Source organism: Dongia sp. agr-C8 (assembly GCF_054658695.1).
Genome location: NZ_BAAGHZ010000003.1, coordinates 733,496 through 748,354 on the forward strand (window position 1 = coordinate 733,496; position 14,859 = coordinate 748,354).

Below are 14,859 nucleotides of genomic sequence, written 5' to 3' on the forward strand. Positions count from 1 at the left end.
ATCCTGAACGGTCGCGCGAAATCTAGCCGATGGACGGGGTAGTTGCCAGGGCGGGATTTGCCAGCCTTTTACGGGATTTAGAAGGAGGACATGGGGTCCTTCAGGAAGGCCTCTTCCGCCGGGGTCGAGACCCGTCCCAGCACCGCGTTGCGGTGCGGATAGCGTCCGAAGCGGAAGATGATCTCGGCATGCCGGGCGGCATAGAGCAGCTGCACCGCGCCATCGACATTGTGCTCCGTGGCGCATTCGACGGCGAGGGCGCCGAACAAGGCGAGCGCCCGCTTCTGAACCTTCGGGTCCTCGCTGTGCTCGAAGGGCAGGTAGGTGAACCGCCGCTGCACGAAGCTGAAGCTGCGATCGACGCCGTCAGCGACCATCTGCTCGGCGATCGCCAGCGCCCGGGCATCGCCGGCGAAGGCCTTCGGGCTGCCGCGATAGATGTTGCGCGACATCTGGTCGATCAGGATGAGCAAGGCGAGCGCGCCTTCCGGCGTCGCCCGCCATTCCTCGAAGCCGCCGGCCTGTGCCGCCGCCACCGCGTCGCCGAACTTCTCGCGAATTTCGGCGTCGAAGGCGTCGTTGCGTTCGAAGCAGAGCAGCTGGACGCGGTCGGTGAACCAGAAGCCGAGGACGTCTTCCGGCTTCAATTCGGGAGAGCGCATCACGCCGCTTGGTTCGCGGCGGCGATGCGCGCGATCGCCGGGCGCGCGAGGACGAGATCGGCGAGACGCTTCACGCCCGGGAAGCGTCGATAGGTCTCGGGGCAGCAATCCTGCCAGAGCGAGAGCATGGTGCAGAAGATATCCGCCGCGGAATAGCGATCGCCGAGCAGGTAGGGGCCATTCAGGCGGAGATGAGCGTCGATCCGGCCCCAGACCGCGGCGACTTCCTCCATCGCCTTGCCGACCACGGCCTCGCCATCGCCGGTGGTGTGGCGGTCCGGATAGTAGTAGCGCAGCATTGCCGGCTGCAGCGTGTTGGTGAGATGCGTGAGCCACATGTAGAAATGCCCGCGCGCCAGCTCATCGGTCTTCGGCGCGAGACCCGCGGCCGGATGGCGGTCCGCGATCAGCATGCACATGGCGGCGGATTCGATCATGGTGAAGCCGCCATCCATCACGAGGGTCGGCACCTTCCCATTGGGATTGAGCGCCAGGTATTCCGGCGTCTGGTGCTCGCTCTTGCCTGTATCGACCAGCTTCAGCGTGTAGGCCGCGCCCGCTTCCTCGAGGCAGCAATGCGGCGCCATCGAGGCGGAGCCCGGCGACCAATAAAGCGTGTACATGAATGCTCCCTGTCAGGCCCGCGTCAGCTGGCGGGGCGATTCTTCGTGGCTGAACCGAAACGGCTGGCGAATCGGAGCTTAACGAAGCCTCCGGCGTTGGCACCAGGGCCAAACCTGCGGTTGCGTCCGCGATCCTGCGGCGTTCGATACTCCGGTTTCCGTGGCCAACCCGAATTTCGCCGATCTCCGACTAAAGTCCATGCCGGAAATAGGAAAAATATCGTAATACGATATTTTTATGGTTGTCCGGCCGCCTAGCCTGATTCAGCCTGGAAGCCTGTCCGGCGCGCTGTTCACCGGCCAGCTGATCGAATCGCGGGACAATCGGGAGGATCGTCATGGCCTTGCTCTCCGTGCTTGATCGCGAGCACATCGTCGCACCCCAGAGCTATAACCGCTGGCTGGTTCCGCCGGCCGCCCTCTGCGTCCATCTTTGCATAGGCCAGGCCTATGCCTTCTCGGTGTTCAACCTGCCGATGACCAAGCTGATCGGCATCACCGACTCGGCGCCGGATGACTGGAAGCTGACGGAGCTCGGCTGGATCTTCTCGATCGCCATCGTCTTCCTCGGCGTCGCCGCGGCGGTGACCGGAACGTGGCTCGACCGCGTCGGCCCGCGCAAAGCGATGTTCACGGCGGCCTGCTGCTTCGGTGGTGGGTTCCTCGTCTCCGCAATCGGCGTCGCGACACATCAGCTCTGGATCATATATCTCGGCTATGGCGTGCTCGGTGGCTGCGGGCTCGGCATCGGCTACATCTCGCCGGTGAAGACTTTGATCACCTGGTTCCCGGACCGGCCGGGCATGGCGACCGGGATGGCAATCATGGGTTTTGGCGGCGGCGCCTTCATTGCATCGCCGCTCTCGGTCTGGCTGATGAATCACTTCAAGACCGACACCGACATGGGCGTCACCGCGACCTTCGTGACGCTCGGCATCGTCTATTTCATCTTCATGTCCATCGGCGCGATCATCGTGCGTGTGCCGGCACCGAACTGGAAGCCGGAAGGCTACATCGCCCCGGCACAGCCCAAGCGGCTGGTGACCAACGAGACGGTGCATGTCGACCAGGCCTTGAAGACGCCGCAATTCTACCTGCTCTGGTGGGCGCTCTGCCTCAACGTCACCGCGGGCATCGGCGTGCTGGGCCAGGCCTCGGCGATGAGCCAGGAGATGTTCCAGGGCCGGATCACGCCGGTCGCCGCCGCCGGCTTCGTCGGCCTCTTGAGCCTGTTCAACATGGCCGGGCGGTTCTTCTGGGCGTCCACCTCGGACTATATCGGCCGGAAGAACACCTACTACTGCTTCTTCCTGCTGGGCATCGTGCTCTATGCGGTGGTGCCTTCGACCGCGCAGATGGGCAGCGTCGTGCTCTTCGTGCTCTGCTACGGCATCATCCTGAGCATGTATGGCGGCGGCTTCGCCACCATTCCCGCCTACCTGCGCGACATCTTCGGCGTGCAGTATGTGGGCGCCATCCATGGCCGGCTGTTGACCGCCTGGTCCGCGGCCGGCGTGTTCGGCCCGGTCCTGGTCAACTACATCCGGCAGTACCAACTCGACCACGGCGTCGCCAAGGCCGACGCCTACACGATTACGATGTATATCATGGCCGGCCTGCTGTTCATCGGCTTCCTCTGCAATCTCGCGGTCCGGCCGGTCGATGAACGGCATCACCTGAAGGTCCAGAGCCAGCCGGCGCAGTGAGGGAGGCGACCATGGAAGCGAAGAAAGACTATACCGTGCAGGTCGTGCTGGCCTGGCTGCTGGTCGGCATCCCGCTGGTCTGGGGCGTGTGGAAGACGCTGCTCAACGCGATGCAGCTGTTCGAATAGCCGGCTTCAGGCGGCGGCGGGCTTCGCCTTGGTGCGGGCCTGCCGCCGCAGCAGGATCTGCGACACCATCAGCATGCAAAGCGAAAACACCATCACCGTGGTGCCGATCGCGTTGATCTCCGGCGTGACGCCGCGGCGGATCGAGGCGAAGACATAGATCGGCAGGGTCACCCGCCCGCCGGCGACGAAGGACGCGATCACGTAGTCGTCCAGGCTGAAGGTGAAGCTCAGCAGGAAGCCGGCGATGATTGCCGGCATCAGCTGCGGCAGGGTCACTTGGCGGAAGGTGGCCCAAGGGTCGGCATAGAGATCGGTCGAGGCCTCGATCAGGCTGCGGTCCATGCCGGCGAGCCGCGCCTTCACGATCACGATCACCAGCGCCATGGCGAACAGCGAATGGGCGCAGATCAGCGAGCCGAAGCCGAATCCCAAGGGGGGTGCGCCCGGCGCATCGCCCTGGATCAGCGGGTTGAGGACGTTGAAGGTGGTGGCGAGCGCGATCAGGGTGGCGATGCCGATGACGATCCCCGGCACCATGATCGCGATATAGGTCAGCGCGTCGAAGATGGTGCGGAAGGTCTTGTTGAGGCGGGGCAGGGTCAGTGCCGCCGCGGTGCCGAACAGGGTCGCGATGGTCGAGGAGACGAAGGCGACCAGCAGGCTGTTCAGCAGCGCCTCGATCACGAAGCGGTTGCCGGCTGCGGTCGCATACCATTGCAGCGAGAAGCCGTGGAAGTCGCTGGCGCTGCGGCCGGCGCTGAAGCTGAACAGCGCGATGACGCCCAGCGGTGCATAGAGGAAGAGATAGACGGCGATGGCATAGAGGCGCATCTCAGACCAGTGCCTGATCGCGCATGCCGCGATTCTTCAAGGTCATGCGGAGATAGACGGTCACGGTGACCAGCATGATGATCACCAGGCTCAAGGCGACCGCCGAGCCGAACGGCCAGTTGCGCGATTGCAGGAAGAGATCGACCAGCGCATTGCCGATGAAGAATACCTTGCCGCCGCCCAGCAGCGCCGGGATGAGGTATTCGCCCATCAGCAGGATGAAGACCAGCATGCAGCCGGTGACGGCACCCGGCGCCGACAGGGGCAGGGTGATCTGCAGGAAGGTGCGGGAGGGTGAGGCGCCGAGATCGTCGGAGGCTTCCAGCAGGCGCTTGTCGAGCCGCTCCAGGCTGACGAAGATCGGGAACACCATCAGTGGCAAGTAACCGTAGACGATGCCGACCAGCACGGCGAAGGGCGTGTTGATGAAGCGCACGTCGGCGATGCCGATCGCATCGAGCAGCGCCGGCAATCCCTTACCGCCGAGGATGAAGATCCAGGCGTAGGTGCGGATGAGGAAGCTGGTCCAGAACGGTACGATCACCAGGATCAGCAGCAGCAGGCGGTTGCGCGCGCTCACCTTGACCGCGAGGTAATAGGCGAGCGGATAGGCGGCGATCAGGCAGATGATGGTGCCGAGCGGCGCCAGGGTCAGCGTGTTGCGGAAGGCGGCCCAGCGCGCCGGCAGGTTGGCGTATTGCGCGAAGGTGAAGGCCGCCTGGTATCCGCCCGCTTCAGCGCGCTCGCCGAAGGAGAGCACCAGCACGACCAGGATCGGCATCACCAGGAGGCCGAGGAAGATGGCGACGGACGGTGAGATCAACAGGATCGCCGTCCAATCCCACTTCCTCGGCTGCTTCATGATGCTGGGTCGGCCCTCAGGCGGCCTTGAACCGCGCCAGGATCTCGGCCCGGGCGGGGTTGGTGAAGGTCGCGGCGGAACCGAACTCCAGCGGCGCCAGCAACTCGGCCGCCGGATACATGATCGGATCCTTCAGCAGCTCTTCCGGCAGCAGCTTGTTGGTGCGGCTGTCGGTCGAGGGCTGGCCGTGGAACATGACCTCGGTCGCGTTGATCTTCGGATCGAGCAGGAAATTGATCAGCGCATATCCGCCTTCGCGGTTGGGCGCGCTCTTCGGCACGGCGTAGAAGTCGGTCCAGATCTCGCCGCCTTCCTTGCCGAGCACGTAGGTGATCTCCGGGATATCGCGGTGCAGCTGCTTGCCATCGCCGGTCCAGCAGATGCCAAGCCAGGCATCGCCGTTGCGGAAGGCCGGCTGGTAGTCGCTGGTGATGGCGAAGAGATGCGGCTTGGCCGCCATCAGCAGCTTCTCGGCGTCGGCCAGTTCCTTCTCGTCGTTGGAGTTGAAGGAGTAGCCAAAATACTTCAGCGCATTGCCGATGGTGGTGAGCTGGTAGTCATGCACCGTCACGCGGCCGCTATAGGCGCCCTGGGTCAGGTCCCAGAACTCCTTCCAGCTGGTCGGGTTCTCCTTGACCTTCGCGGTGTTGACCGCGAAGCCGGTGGTGCCCCAATCCTTGGCGGCGCCGAACACGGTGCCGTCAACCGAGCCTTCCTTGATCAGCCGCGCGTCCTGCGAAGCGATGTCGTAGTTCGGCACCTTCGCAAGATCCAGCGGCTCGATCAGGCCAAGCGAGGCATGGGTCGAGACCGTGTAGTTGGTCGGAACGAAGACGTCCCAGCCGGTGCCGCCCGCTTGCAGCTTCGCGAGGAATTCCTCGTTGGAGCCGAACACTGAGACCTCGACCGCGGCGCCGGTTTGCTTGGTGAACTCCTCGAAGTCCTTCGGGTCATGATAGTTCGGCCAAGTCGCGAGCGAGACCTTGTCGCCGATATTGCCGGCCGCCCAGGCCTTGCGCGGCAGCAGGCCCGGGACTTCCGCCGCCATCACCGCCATCGCGGTGCCGAGGCCGGTGACGCCGAGGAAATGCCGGCGCGAGATCGAGCCCTTCTGGTAGCGGCGCAGCTGCTTGATGAACTCTTTACGCGGATCCATGGAAGCCTCCTTGGGATGTTTTCTTGTGACGGCGGGTCAATCGGGCGCGTCGGCCGTCGCTGCGGCGCGCGGGATCTTCTATGTTTCGCTGAGGGCGAGCGCCTGGCTGCCGCGCCAGCCGACCACCGCGGCGGCGCCCGGCTCCAGGCCGGAGGTCTCGACCGCCTTGGGCAGCCGCACCAGCAACTCGCCGAGGCCTTCTGCGCGCACCGAGAACTCGCTGTGATCGCCGAGATAGATGCGGTTCAGGATCTGCGCCTGGGCGCTGCAGTCGAGATCTTTGGGCGCCGTGCCGGGGCGATAGAGGCCGATCACTTCGGGCCTCACGGCGATGACGCCGCTTTCGCCGACCCTCAAGGGGCTGCCCAGCCGGCTGTGGACCGCGCGCAAGGTGAGGCCGCTGCCGATCTTGATCGCGGCGCCGCTCGGGTCGCTGGCCGCGACCTGGCCCGGCCAGAAGTTGGACTCGCCAACGAAGTCCGCGACATAGCGGTTGACCGGCGCGTCGTAGAGTTCTTCGGGCGTGCCCATCTGCACGATCTTGCCGTCCTTCATGATGCCGATCGTGTCGGACATCGAAAGCGCCTCTTCCTGGTCATGGGTCACCAGGATGAAGGTGATGCCGACCTCGCGCTGCAGGTTCTGCAACTCGATCTGCATCTCGCGCCGGAGCTTGCGGTCGAGCGCCGCCAAGGGTTCGTCGAGCAGCAGCACGGTCGGGCGATTGATCAGCGCCCGTGCCAGGGCTACGCGCTGCTGCTGTCCGCCGGAGAGCTCCCAGATCCGGCGCTTGGCCAGCTGCGGCAGTCGCACCAACTCCAGGGCCTCGGCGACCCGGCGATCGATCTCGCTTGCATCGGGCCTCGGCTTACGCTGCCGGAGGCCGTAGCCGACATTCGCCGCGACATCCATGTGCGGGAACAGCGCATAATGCTGGAACACCATGTTGACCGGCCGGCGATAGGCCGGGATGCCGACCATGTTCGCTCCGGCGATCTCCACCGATCCCGCCGTCGGCTGCTCGAAGCCGGCGATCAAGCGCAGGCTGGTGGTCTTGCCGCAGCCCGAAGGTCCCAAGAAGGAATGAAATGAGCCGCGCTTCAGCGCGAAGGAGATGCCATCGACCGCGGCGACGTCGCCGAAATGCTTGCTGACCTCTTGGAATCGAACGTCGATGCCGTCTTCGGCCATGATCGGAACGCCTGCCCTGTCGATCGCGCCCGCTTGTCTGTAGCTGCGCGCGGACTTGCGGCAATTACGCTGGGGCGGGTGGGGGATGTCAATCCATCCTGTTGAAATTACCCCTTTGGATTTCAAAAATCCCGATTTCGGTCAATGGAACAGGCATAAAAAGAGCGGGGCCGTCTCCGGCCCCGCCCCCGATCTTAGGACTGGTCTGCTGCGGTTAGCGGCGGTTGCCGAGGAACTGCAGCAGGAAGATGAACAGGTTGATGAAGTCAAGGTAGAGCGTCAGCGCGCCCATGATCGACTTTTTGCGAGCGATCTCATGGCCGTCACCCTCGAAATACATCTCCTTGATCTTCTGCGTGTCATAGGCGGTCAAGCCGGTGAACAGCAGAACCCCGATCGCGGAGATGGCGAAGGCCATGGCGCTCGACTGCAGGAACATATTGACCACCATCGCGACGATGAGGCCGATCAGTCCCATGAAGAAGAAGCTGCCCATGCCGGTCAGGTCGCGCTTGGTCGTGTAGCCGTAGAGGCTGGTCGCCAGGAACATCGAGGCGCAGACGAAGAAGGTCGTCGCCACCGACGTGCTGGTGTAAATTAGCAGCACCGGCGTCAGCCAGATGCCGTTGATGACCGCATAGGCCATGAAGGCGGCGAAGGCGGTCGAAGCCTTCATCCGGTTGATGCCGAAGCTCAGGAAGAACACCGCGCCGATGCCGAGCAGCGCGAACAGCCAATGCGCCTTGACCAGGGACATCGCCCAGCCCGCTTCGGCATAAACGCCCTGCGCCACCACATAGGCCGTCAGGCCGGACAGACCGAGCCCGAGGCCCATATAGTTGTAGACCTTGAGCATGTACGACCGGAGGCCCTGGTCGATGTCGAGGGCCTGTGCCGCGCCCGAGGTCCGGTAAACCGTCCGATTTTCCGGTCCGATAGCCATGTCTTTGTCGCTCCCTTGCGTAACCCGGCTTAAGGCCGGTCTTGTCGCACCGATACTTAGGTGTTTCGCCTTTAAAATCAATCCCTCGGCGGGAAAATAACAGAAACCTGACACGCTGCCTAAGGCCCGGAAAATCCGCAAATATCTTGCGAAATCAGCGCTCCCCGGCGATAAGGGCGCCCCACCGCAACCTGACCCAATCCGGAACCCCGCCATGAAAGGCCGCATTTTCTCCGGCGTCCAGCCGACCCACACGCTCCATCTCGGCAATTATCTGGGTGCGGTCCGGAACTGGGTCCGCATGCAGAAGGAATACGAGTGCATCTTCTGCGTGGTCGATCTCCACGCCATCACGCTCTGGCAGGATCCGAAGGAGCTCTCGCACAACATCCGCGAGGTGACCGCGGCCTTCATGGCCTCGGGGATCGATGTCGAGCACGGCATCATCTTCGCCCAGAGCCAGGTCCGCGCCCATGCCCAGCTCGCCTGGATCCTGAACTGCGTCGCCCGGGTCGGCTGGCTCAATCGCATGACCCAGTTCAAGGAGAAGGCCGGCAAGGATCGCGAGAATGCCTCGGTCGGGCTCTACACCTATCCGGTGCTGATGGCCGCCGACATCCTCGCCTACAAGGCAACGCATGTGCCGGTGGGCGAGGACCAGAAGCAGCATCTGGAACTCGCCCGCGACATCGCGCAGAAGTTCAACACCGATTACAGCCGCGAGCTCTTCCCGCTGCCCAATCCGGTGATTGGCGGGCCGGCGACGCGGGTCATGTCTCTGCGCGACGGCACCAAGAAGATGTCGAAGTCCGATCCGTCGGATTACAGCCGCATCAACATGACCGACGATGCCGAGGCGATCGCGCTGAAGCTCCGCAAGGCCAAGACCGATCCTAACCCGCTGCCCGGCCCGGAATCGTTGGACGAGAAGGGCTTCATCAAGAAGGAAGCCGACGACGCGCGCCCCGAGGCCTTCAACCTGCTGTCGATCTATGCCGCGCTCTCGGATCGCAATCTCGCCGACGTCGTGAATGCCTTCGCCGGGAAGGAATTCTCCGTCTTCAAGAAGGAGCTGACCGATCTCGCGGTTTCGGTACTGGGGCCGATCGGGAGCGAGATGCAACGGCTGCTGAGAGACACCAGCGAGGTCGATGGCGTGTTGCGGCGAGGGGCCGAGCGGGCCGAGGCGATTGCCGCGCCGATCCTGCGCGAGGTCGAGGACACGGTCGGCTTCCTGCACGCGAAGTAGGTAAAAGGACGCCGGCCCCCAATCGCAGAAAGGGGCCGGCGCTGTACTTCGAATGAGTTTGGAGCTGGGGTTATTCCGCCCCGGTTATTCCGTCGGTCCGTAGACCCGCGCGCCTTCCGGACCCGGGAGGCCGTAGAGCAAGGTCGGCGCCACCGTCGGCATGGCGGCATCGGGCAACGCGGTGCCTTCGGCGCCCGCAACGAAGTCGGACTGGCCGGCCTCATTGCCGTCGATATGGCTGCTTTGCACCTCGGCCGGATCCGCCGCCATCTGGCTGACGCCGGATTCGAGCTGCTGGCTATAGACTTGGTTCTGGCAGGTCACCAGTGCACCACCGGTAAGGTCGTTGCATTCGCTGCCGTCGGGATAGATTCGCACCTGAGCACAGGCGCTGCCCGCCATCGTGGTCAGGAGCAGCGCACCGGCGATCCCTGAGAAAATCGCGAGAGTTCTCATGCTGGGTCTCCTCTGTCAGAGTCGCAAACTCACCCGCGAAACTGAGGAAGAAACCCGGGCGCTGGAGCCGGGTTCCGCTGGGCGGACCTGCTTTGTTCCGCTCAACCACCATGGCCTCTTGGCTTATTGCGCCATGAATCCGCCATCGACCAGCAGGGTATGGCCGGTCACCATCGCCGCGGCAGGGCTGGCGAGATAAAGCACCGCCGAGGCGATCTCGACGGGCTCGGCGAGGCGGCGCAGCGGCGTCATCGCCTCGATCCGCTGCACCAGCTCCGGCTGCGCCATCAGGCCGGCAATGAACGGCGTCTTCACATAGGTCGGTGCCACCGCATTGACGCGGATCCGGTGCGGCGCCCATTCGACCGCGAGCGCGCGGGTCATGTTCACCACCGCGCCCTTCGAGGTCTGGTAGGAGATGTTGGGGTAGAGCCCGCCGCCCGAGAAACCCATGATCGACGAGATCTGCACGATCGCGCCGCCTTCGCCGCGCTTGATCATCCCGCGCGCGACCGAGCGGGAGAACAGGAAGGTGCCGGTGGTGTTGACGTTCATCACCTTGTCCCAGTCCTCGACCGAGACTTCGGTGGCTGGGCGGCGGATCGCCGTACCGGCGGAATTCACCAGGATGTCGAGGCGGCCGAGGCTCTTCTCGACTTCGGCCGTGGTGGCGTCGATCTCGCCCTCCTGCGCGACATCGGTGCCGAAGGCGAGACCCTTTCCGCCGATCCTCGCGAGGGCCTGCTCGGCCGCCGCGGCATCGCGATCGACCACCACGACCGTGGCGCCCGCCGCGGCGAACAGCTCCGCACTGGCCAGGCCGATGCCGCTGGCGCCGCCGGTGACGACGGCAACCTTGCCCTTGAGGCCGAAGAGTTGATCTAGTGCGGTGGTCATGATTCCCCGAAGTAATGCCGTTCCAGGCCGCAGACCATAGAGAGCGGAGAGGAGCCGGTAAACCGCCGGTGAACCGGCGAGATTAATCGCTGCGACCATGCCGCGGCTTGCAGCCAAAGCGGGGAATTGCCATTTAATCCCCGTGATCCGCCCCGGCCCGACCGCAGAGAGCCCGCTCCCATGTCCGATGACCTCCTGATTGACGAGCCGCCGGCCCGTCGGCGCCTCTTTTCCCGCCTGGGCGCTGCATTCCGCTCCGGCCGGGATCGGCACTGGTTCTGGCGGGTGATGAAGTGGCTCGCCATCGTGCTGCTGGCGATTGTCGTCCTTTACTACCCGGTCGGGATGATCCTGACCCACCAGATCAACGACGATCCGAATTTCTCCGGGCCACAGGTCGAACCAAGCCAGGATCTGGAGACCGGACCCAGCCAAGCGGTGGCGACGGCGGCCGCCTTGATGGATCGCGAGATCAGTCAGACCGCCTGGCCGGCCAACGATCCTTTCTTCATGCCGGGCTGGGCGCTCGACAACATGCCCAATTTCCAGGTCGGCATCCGCGACGCGGTTAAGCGCTTTGCCCTGGAGCTGCAGGACGAGATCGGCCGCAACCGCGGCACCAGCGGCGCCGATAGCGACCTTCAGGCGGCGGCCAGCTATTTCAACTATCGCCCGGATGTCTGGATCTGGAACCCCAGCAACGCGCTGCTGCCGACCTCGACCACCGAGGAGCAGTACCGTCAGGGCGTCAAGGCGTTGCAGAGCTACAACGCCCGCCTGGCGCAAGGGAAAGCGACCTTCGACCGCCGCGCCGACAACCTGCTTTCGACCCTGGACCGGATCGGCAAGGACCTGGGCGCCGCCTCCGACCGTACCCAGCGCCAGATCGATCAGGAATCAGGCTCCTGGATCGACTTCCATGCCGACGACGTCTTCTACCTGAACAAGGGCCTGCTCTACGGCAATGCGCTGATCCTGCGTGATCTCGGCAAGGACTTCGGCAAGATCCTGGACGAGAAGGGCGCCAGGCAGATCTGGGAGCGGATGGTTTCCAGCATGATGGAAGGCGCCGAGCTCAATCCCTGGATCGTGATCAACGGCCGCCCGGATGCACTGATGCAGCCCAATCACCTGGCGGCCCAAGGCTTCTACCTGATCCGCGCCCGGGCCCAGCTCGAAGAACTGAACGACGTGCTGATCAAGTGATGGCAATAGCCATCTTACTCACTCGTCATGCCCGGGCTTGCCCCGGGCACCCCTGAGTTCTTTCAACCTGACTTCAACTCCGGGATCCCCGGGCCAAGCCCGGGGATGACGACTGAGTGAGCAATCCGTAGCAGCTGCTGGCCCGACCGAACTGAAAAAGCGCGGGCCAAGCGGGGCGCTCACTTTCTTCCGGCGAATCAGAGGCGTAGATTGGGGCACGATAGGTCCATCGGTCCCGAGTCGGACACCTGTTAGGCGCTCCGCGGCCGTCCCGATTCCGGTTTCCGGTTCCGATTCCCGTCGTATGGAAATGCGGCCTGGATATTTGGGGGACCGGCGTCTTGAACGGCTTGCAGGCGATCTCGGACTGGTTCTTCGGCCTGCAGATCTACCTGCCGATCGCTGAAGTCTCGCTCAACATCGTGGTGCTGCTGGCGATCGGCGGCGGCGTCGGGCTGCTGTCCGGTCTGTTCGGCGTCGGCGGTGGCTTTCTGATGACGCCGCTGCTGATCTTCATCGGCGTTCCCCCGGCGGTGGCGGTGGCGACCCAATCGAACCAGGTGGTGGCCGCTTCGGTCTCCGGGGTTCTGGCCCATTGGTCCCGCGACAACGTCGATTTCAAGATGGGCGGCGTGCTGCTGGGCGGCGGCATCCTCGGCTCCAGCGTCGGCGTCCTCATCTTCAGCCTGCTGAAGCGCTTCGGCCAGATTGATCTCGTCATCGCCATCGCCTATGTCGTCACCTTGGGGTCGATCGGCACGATCATGGCGATCGAATCGATCAACGCGCTGCGGAAGGTGCGCCGCCGCCAAGGTGCCCCCGCCAAGCTGCACCAGCACAACTGGGCGCAGGGCCTGCCCTTCAAGATGCGATTCCGGAAGTCGCGGCTCTACATCAGCGCCATCGTCCCGGTCGCGATCGGCTTCGTGGTCGGCATCATGTCGGCGATCATGGGTGTCGGAGGCGCCTTCCTCATGGTGCCGGCGATGATCTATCTCCTGGGCATGCCGACCTCGATCGTGATCGGCACCTCGCTGTTCCAGATCATCTTCGTGCAAGCCTATGTCACCATCCTGCAGTCGGCGCAGAACCAGACCGTCGACCTGCTGCTGGCGCTCATCCTGACCCTGGGCGGCGTGGTCGGGGCGCAGTATGGCGGGCGCTGGGGCGCGCGCCTGCCCGCCGAGCAATTGCGCCTGCTGATGGCGCTGGTCGTGCTGGTCGTCGCCGGCGGATTGCTCTATGAGCTGGTCGCCATTCCCCGCGAGCTCTATGCGGTGATTACGCTCGGAGGCGCGCTGTGAAGCGACTTGCCCTGCTGCTGCTGATCCTGGTTGGCGCGAGTGCCGGCGCCGCCTCGGCCAAGGACATCGTCGCCGATCTGGTGGTGCACCGGATCGAGATCACCTCAGGCTTCTCCGGTGCCGAGCTGACATTGTTCGGCGCGGTCGATGAGAAGGGCGATGCGGTCGCCGTGGTGCGCGGGCCGACCGCGCCGGGCGGCGGGCTGGTCGGCGGCTCGGTCGAGGTGCGGCAGAAGACGCGGACCCTCGGCATCTGGATGACCGGTTCGCATGTGCGCTTCGACAACGTGCCGGGCTTCTACGCGATCGCCGCCTCGCGACCACTGGAGGAAATCCTGACCTTCGACATGCTCGACCGCTACCAGCTCGGGGTCAACGAGCTGAAGCTGCCGGCAAGCGCGGCGACCGCGCCCAATATCTCCGATTACACCAGCGCGTTGATCCGGATCCGCCAGCGCCTGGGACTCTATGCCGACAAGGTCGGGCATATCAGCTTCATCGGCGACCGGCTCTTCCGCACCAGCTTCGCCTTTCCCTCGACGGTGCCGACCGGTATCTATAACGTCGATGTCTACCTGGTGCGCGGCGGCAAGATCGTCGATGCGCAGAGCTTCCCGCTGCTGGTCAACCGCGCGGGGTTCAGCGCCGACATTTACAACTTCGCGCATCGCAACGGCTTTGCTTATGGCGTGATCGCCGTCCTCACCGCGCTCCTCTTCGGATGGATCGCCCATCTCGCCTTCCGCAGGAGATAACAGAGAATGGCCGAGACGGAACCGACAGAAGGCAAGCTGGCGGAGACGCCGTCCGCGGCGCGCGTCTTCCTGGTCGTGGTCGACGACACGCCGGAGCTGAAGATTGCGATCCGCTATGCCTGCCTGCGCGCCAAGAAGACTGGCGGCCGCGTCGCCATGCTGCACGTGACGGCGCAGGAAGACATGCAGGAATGGATCGGCGTTTCGCGTCTGATCAAGGAAGAGTCGCGCCAGCAGGCCGAGGCGCTGATGCAGAAGATGGCCGCCGAGGTGCAAAAGCTTTCGGGTGCCATGCCGGTGCTCTACTTCCGCGAAGGCGACCGTCGCGACGAGGTAATGAAGCTGATCGACGAGGAGCCATCGATCTCGATCCTGGTGCTGGGCGCCTCGACCGGCCCGAAAGGCCCCGGCCCGCTGGTGCAGGCGCTCACCAGCAAATATGTCGGCAAGCTGCGGGTACCCATGACCATCGTCCCCGGCCAGCTCACCAACGAGGACATCGACCACATCGCTTAGTTGATGGGGCCAGTCTCGGAGTTCGAAGCAATGAAGAACTCCCGTCGGTGAGACTGTCAAACCCCGTCCAAGATCACGAAGTTGCTGCTCATGCATTTCATGCGGAGCGGCAGGATCTTTTGGTATTCGGGCGAGTGGTACCAGGCCTCGGCCTTTTCGCGCGACGGGAATTCCAGGATCACGCTGCGGTCATAGGGCCATTCGCCTTCCAGCACGCTGACCTTGCCGCCGCGGGCCAGGAACTTGCCGCCATAGGGCGTGAAGGTCGCGATCACCTGCTTGCGATACTCCTCGAACGGCGCCTGGTCGCCGTGCAGGTTCTCCTGGACGATGATGTAGGCCGCCATCGAAGATACTCCCTCGACATTCTGTAA

17 protein-coding genes are annotated in these 14,859 nt (G+C 64.1%); 7 read left to right on the forward strand and 10 right to left on the reverse strand.

Annotation, left to right across the window (positions count from 1 at the left end; translation table 11 throughout):
- Positions 1–77: 77 nt before the first annotated feature.
- Together ACYQ4T_RS17685 and ACYQ4T_RS17690 are read right to left on the reverse strand one after the other, a co-directional pair.
- On the reverse strand, positions 78–662 hold the full coding sequence (locus ACYQ4T_RS17685; RefSeq protein ID WP_459858053.1) for a DUF924 family protein: 585 nt from the start codon (positions 660–662) through the stop codon (positions 78–80).
- Positions 662–1,285 carry a glutathione S-transferase family protein gene (locus tag ACYQ4T_RS17690; protein WP_459856853.1) on the reverse strand — a complete coding sequence of 208 codons (624 nt, stop codon included), beginning with the start codon at positions 1,283–1,285 and terminating at the stop codon, positions 662–664. The genes ACYQ4T_RS17685 and ACYQ4T_RS17690 overlap by 1 nt, the downstream gene beginning before the upstream one ends.
- 338 nt (positions 1,286–1,623) lie before the next feature.
- On the opposite strand from ACYQ4T_RS17690, the gene ACYQ4T_RS17695 reads away from it, so the two are divergent.
- Positions 1,624–2,991, forward strand: coding sequence for an L-lactate MFS transporter (locus tag ACYQ4T_RS17695; protein ID WP_459856856.1), 1,368 nt, complete (start codon positions 1,624–1,626; stop codon positions 2,989–2,991).
- 11 nt (positions 2,992–3,002) lie between these two features.
- On the forward strand, positions 3,003–3,119 hold the full coding sequence (locus ACYQ4T_RS17700) for an MFS transporter small subunit (protein ID WP_459856860.1): 117 nt from the start codon (positions 3,003–3,005) through the stop codon (positions 3,117–3,119).
- A 6-nt stretch (positions 3,120–3,125) separates the two neighbouring features.
- Here the strand turns inward: ACYQ4T_RS17700 and ACYQ4T_RS17705 are convergent, their stop codons facing one another.
- The 5 genes from ACYQ4T_RS17705 to ACYQ4T_RS17725 all read right to left on the reverse strand — a co-directional run bounded on the left by ACYQ4T_RS17705 (position 3,126) and on the right by ACYQ4T_RS17725 (position 8,102).
- The gene (locus tag ACYQ4T_RS17705; RefSeq protein WP_459856862.1) at positions 3,126–3,950 is read right to left on the reverse strand and encodes an ABC transporter permease; all 825 of its coding nucleotides are present in this window, start codon (positions 3,948–3,950) and stop codon (positions 3,126–3,128) included.
- Between the two features lies 1 nt (position 3,951).
- Entirely contained in the window at positions 3,952–4,812 is an 861-nt protein-coding gene (locus tag ACYQ4T_RS17710) for an ABC transporter permease (protein WP_459856865.1), read from the reverse strand.
- Between the two features lie 16 nt (positions 4,813–4,828).
- A complete protein-coding gene (locus tag ACYQ4T_RS17715) occupies positions 4,829–5,968 on the reverse strand; it encodes an ABC transporter substrate-binding protein (RefSeq protein WP_459856868.1) in 1,140 nt (379 codons plus the stop codon).
- A 78-nt stretch (positions 5,969–6,046) separates the two neighbouring features.
- Positions 6,047–7,159, reverse strand: a complete 1,113-nt coding sequence (locus ACYQ4T_RS17720) for an ABC transporter ATP-binding protein (protein ID WP_459856870.1) — start codon at positions 7,157–7,159, stop codon at positions 6,047–6,049.
- Positions 7,160–7,373: 214 nt separating this feature from the next.
- Positions 7,374–8,102: a Bax inhibitor-1/YccA family protein gene (locus tag ACYQ4T_RS17725; RefSeq protein WP_459856873.1), complete on the reverse strand. Its 729-nt coding sequence runs from the start codon at positions 8,100–8,102 to the stop codon at positions 7,374–7,376.
- Positions 8,103–8,316: 214 nt separating this feature from the next.
- Here ACYQ4T_RS17725 and trpS point away from each other — a divergent pair, with 214 nt between their 5' ends.
- Positions 8,317–9,351 (forward strand): tryptophan--tRNA ligase, encoded by a 1,035-nt coding sequence (gene trpS, locus ACYQ4T_RS17730; protein ID WP_459856876.1) that lies wholly within the window; start codon positions 8,317–8,319, stop codon positions 9,349–9,351.
- A gap of 84 nt (positions 9,352–9,435) precedes the next feature.
- Here the strand turns inward: trpS and ACYQ4T_RS17735 are convergent, their stop codons facing one another.
- Both ACYQ4T_RS17735 and ACYQ4T_RS17740 read right to left on the reverse strand, forming a co-directional pair.
- Positions 9,436–9,807, reverse strand: a complete 372-nt coding sequence (locus ACYQ4T_RS17735) for a hypothetical protein (RefSeq protein ID WP_459856879.1) — start codon at positions 9,805–9,807, stop codon at positions 9,436–9,438.
- A 123-nt stretch (positions 9,808–9,930) separates the two neighbouring features.
- Positions 9,931–10,704: an SDR family NAD(P)-dependent oxidoreductase gene (locus ACYQ4T_RS17740; protein ID WP_459856882.1), complete on the reverse strand. Its 774-nt coding sequence runs from the start codon at positions 10,702–10,704 to the stop codon at positions 9,931–9,933.
- A 180-nt stretch (positions 10,705–10,884) separates the two neighbouring features.
- Here ACYQ4T_RS17740 and ACYQ4T_RS17745 point away from each other — a divergent pair, with 180 nt between their 5' ends.
- The 4 genes from ACYQ4T_RS17745 to ACYQ4T_RS17760 all read left to right on the forward strand — a co-directional run bounded on the left by ACYQ4T_RS17745 (position 10,885) and on the right by ACYQ4T_RS17760 (position 14,485).
- The gene (locus ACYQ4T_RS17745) at positions 10,885–11,910 is read left to right on the forward strand and encodes a DUF2333 family protein (protein WP_459856885.1); all 1,026 of its coding nucleotides are present in this window, start codon (positions 10,885–10,887) and stop codon (positions 11,908–11,910) included.
- Between the two features lie 380 nt (positions 11,911–12,290).
- Positions 12,291–13,214 (forward strand): sulfite exporter TauE/SafE family protein, encoded by a 924-nt coding sequence (locus tag ACYQ4T_RS17750; RefSeq protein WP_459858055.1) that lies wholly within the window; start codon positions 12,291–12,293, stop codon positions 13,212–13,214.
- Complete coding sequence (locus ACYQ4T_RS17755; protein WP_459856888.1) at positions 13,211–13,969, forward strand: TIGR02186 family protein; 759 nt, start codon at positions 13,211–13,213, stop codon at positions 13,967–13,969. Before ACYQ4T_RS17750 ends, ACYQ4T_RS17755 begins: the two co-directional genes overlap by 4 nt.
- A 6-nt stretch (positions 13,970–13,975) precedes the next feature.
- Positions 13,976–14,485: a universal stress protein gene (locus ACYQ4T_RS17760; RefSeq protein WP_459856891.1), complete on the forward strand. Its 510-nt coding sequence runs from the start codon at positions 13,976–13,978 to the stop codon at positions 14,483–14,485.
- Between the two features lie 56 nt (positions 14,486–14,541).
- Here ACYQ4T_RS17760 and ACYQ4T_RS17765 read toward each other — a convergent pair whose 3' ends face one another.
- Entirely contained in the window at positions 14,542–14,832 is a 291-nt protein-coding gene (locus tag ACYQ4T_RS17765) for a DUF1330 domain-containing protein (protein ID WP_459856894.1), read from the reverse strand.
- Positions 14,833–14,859 lie beyond the last annotated feature (27 nt).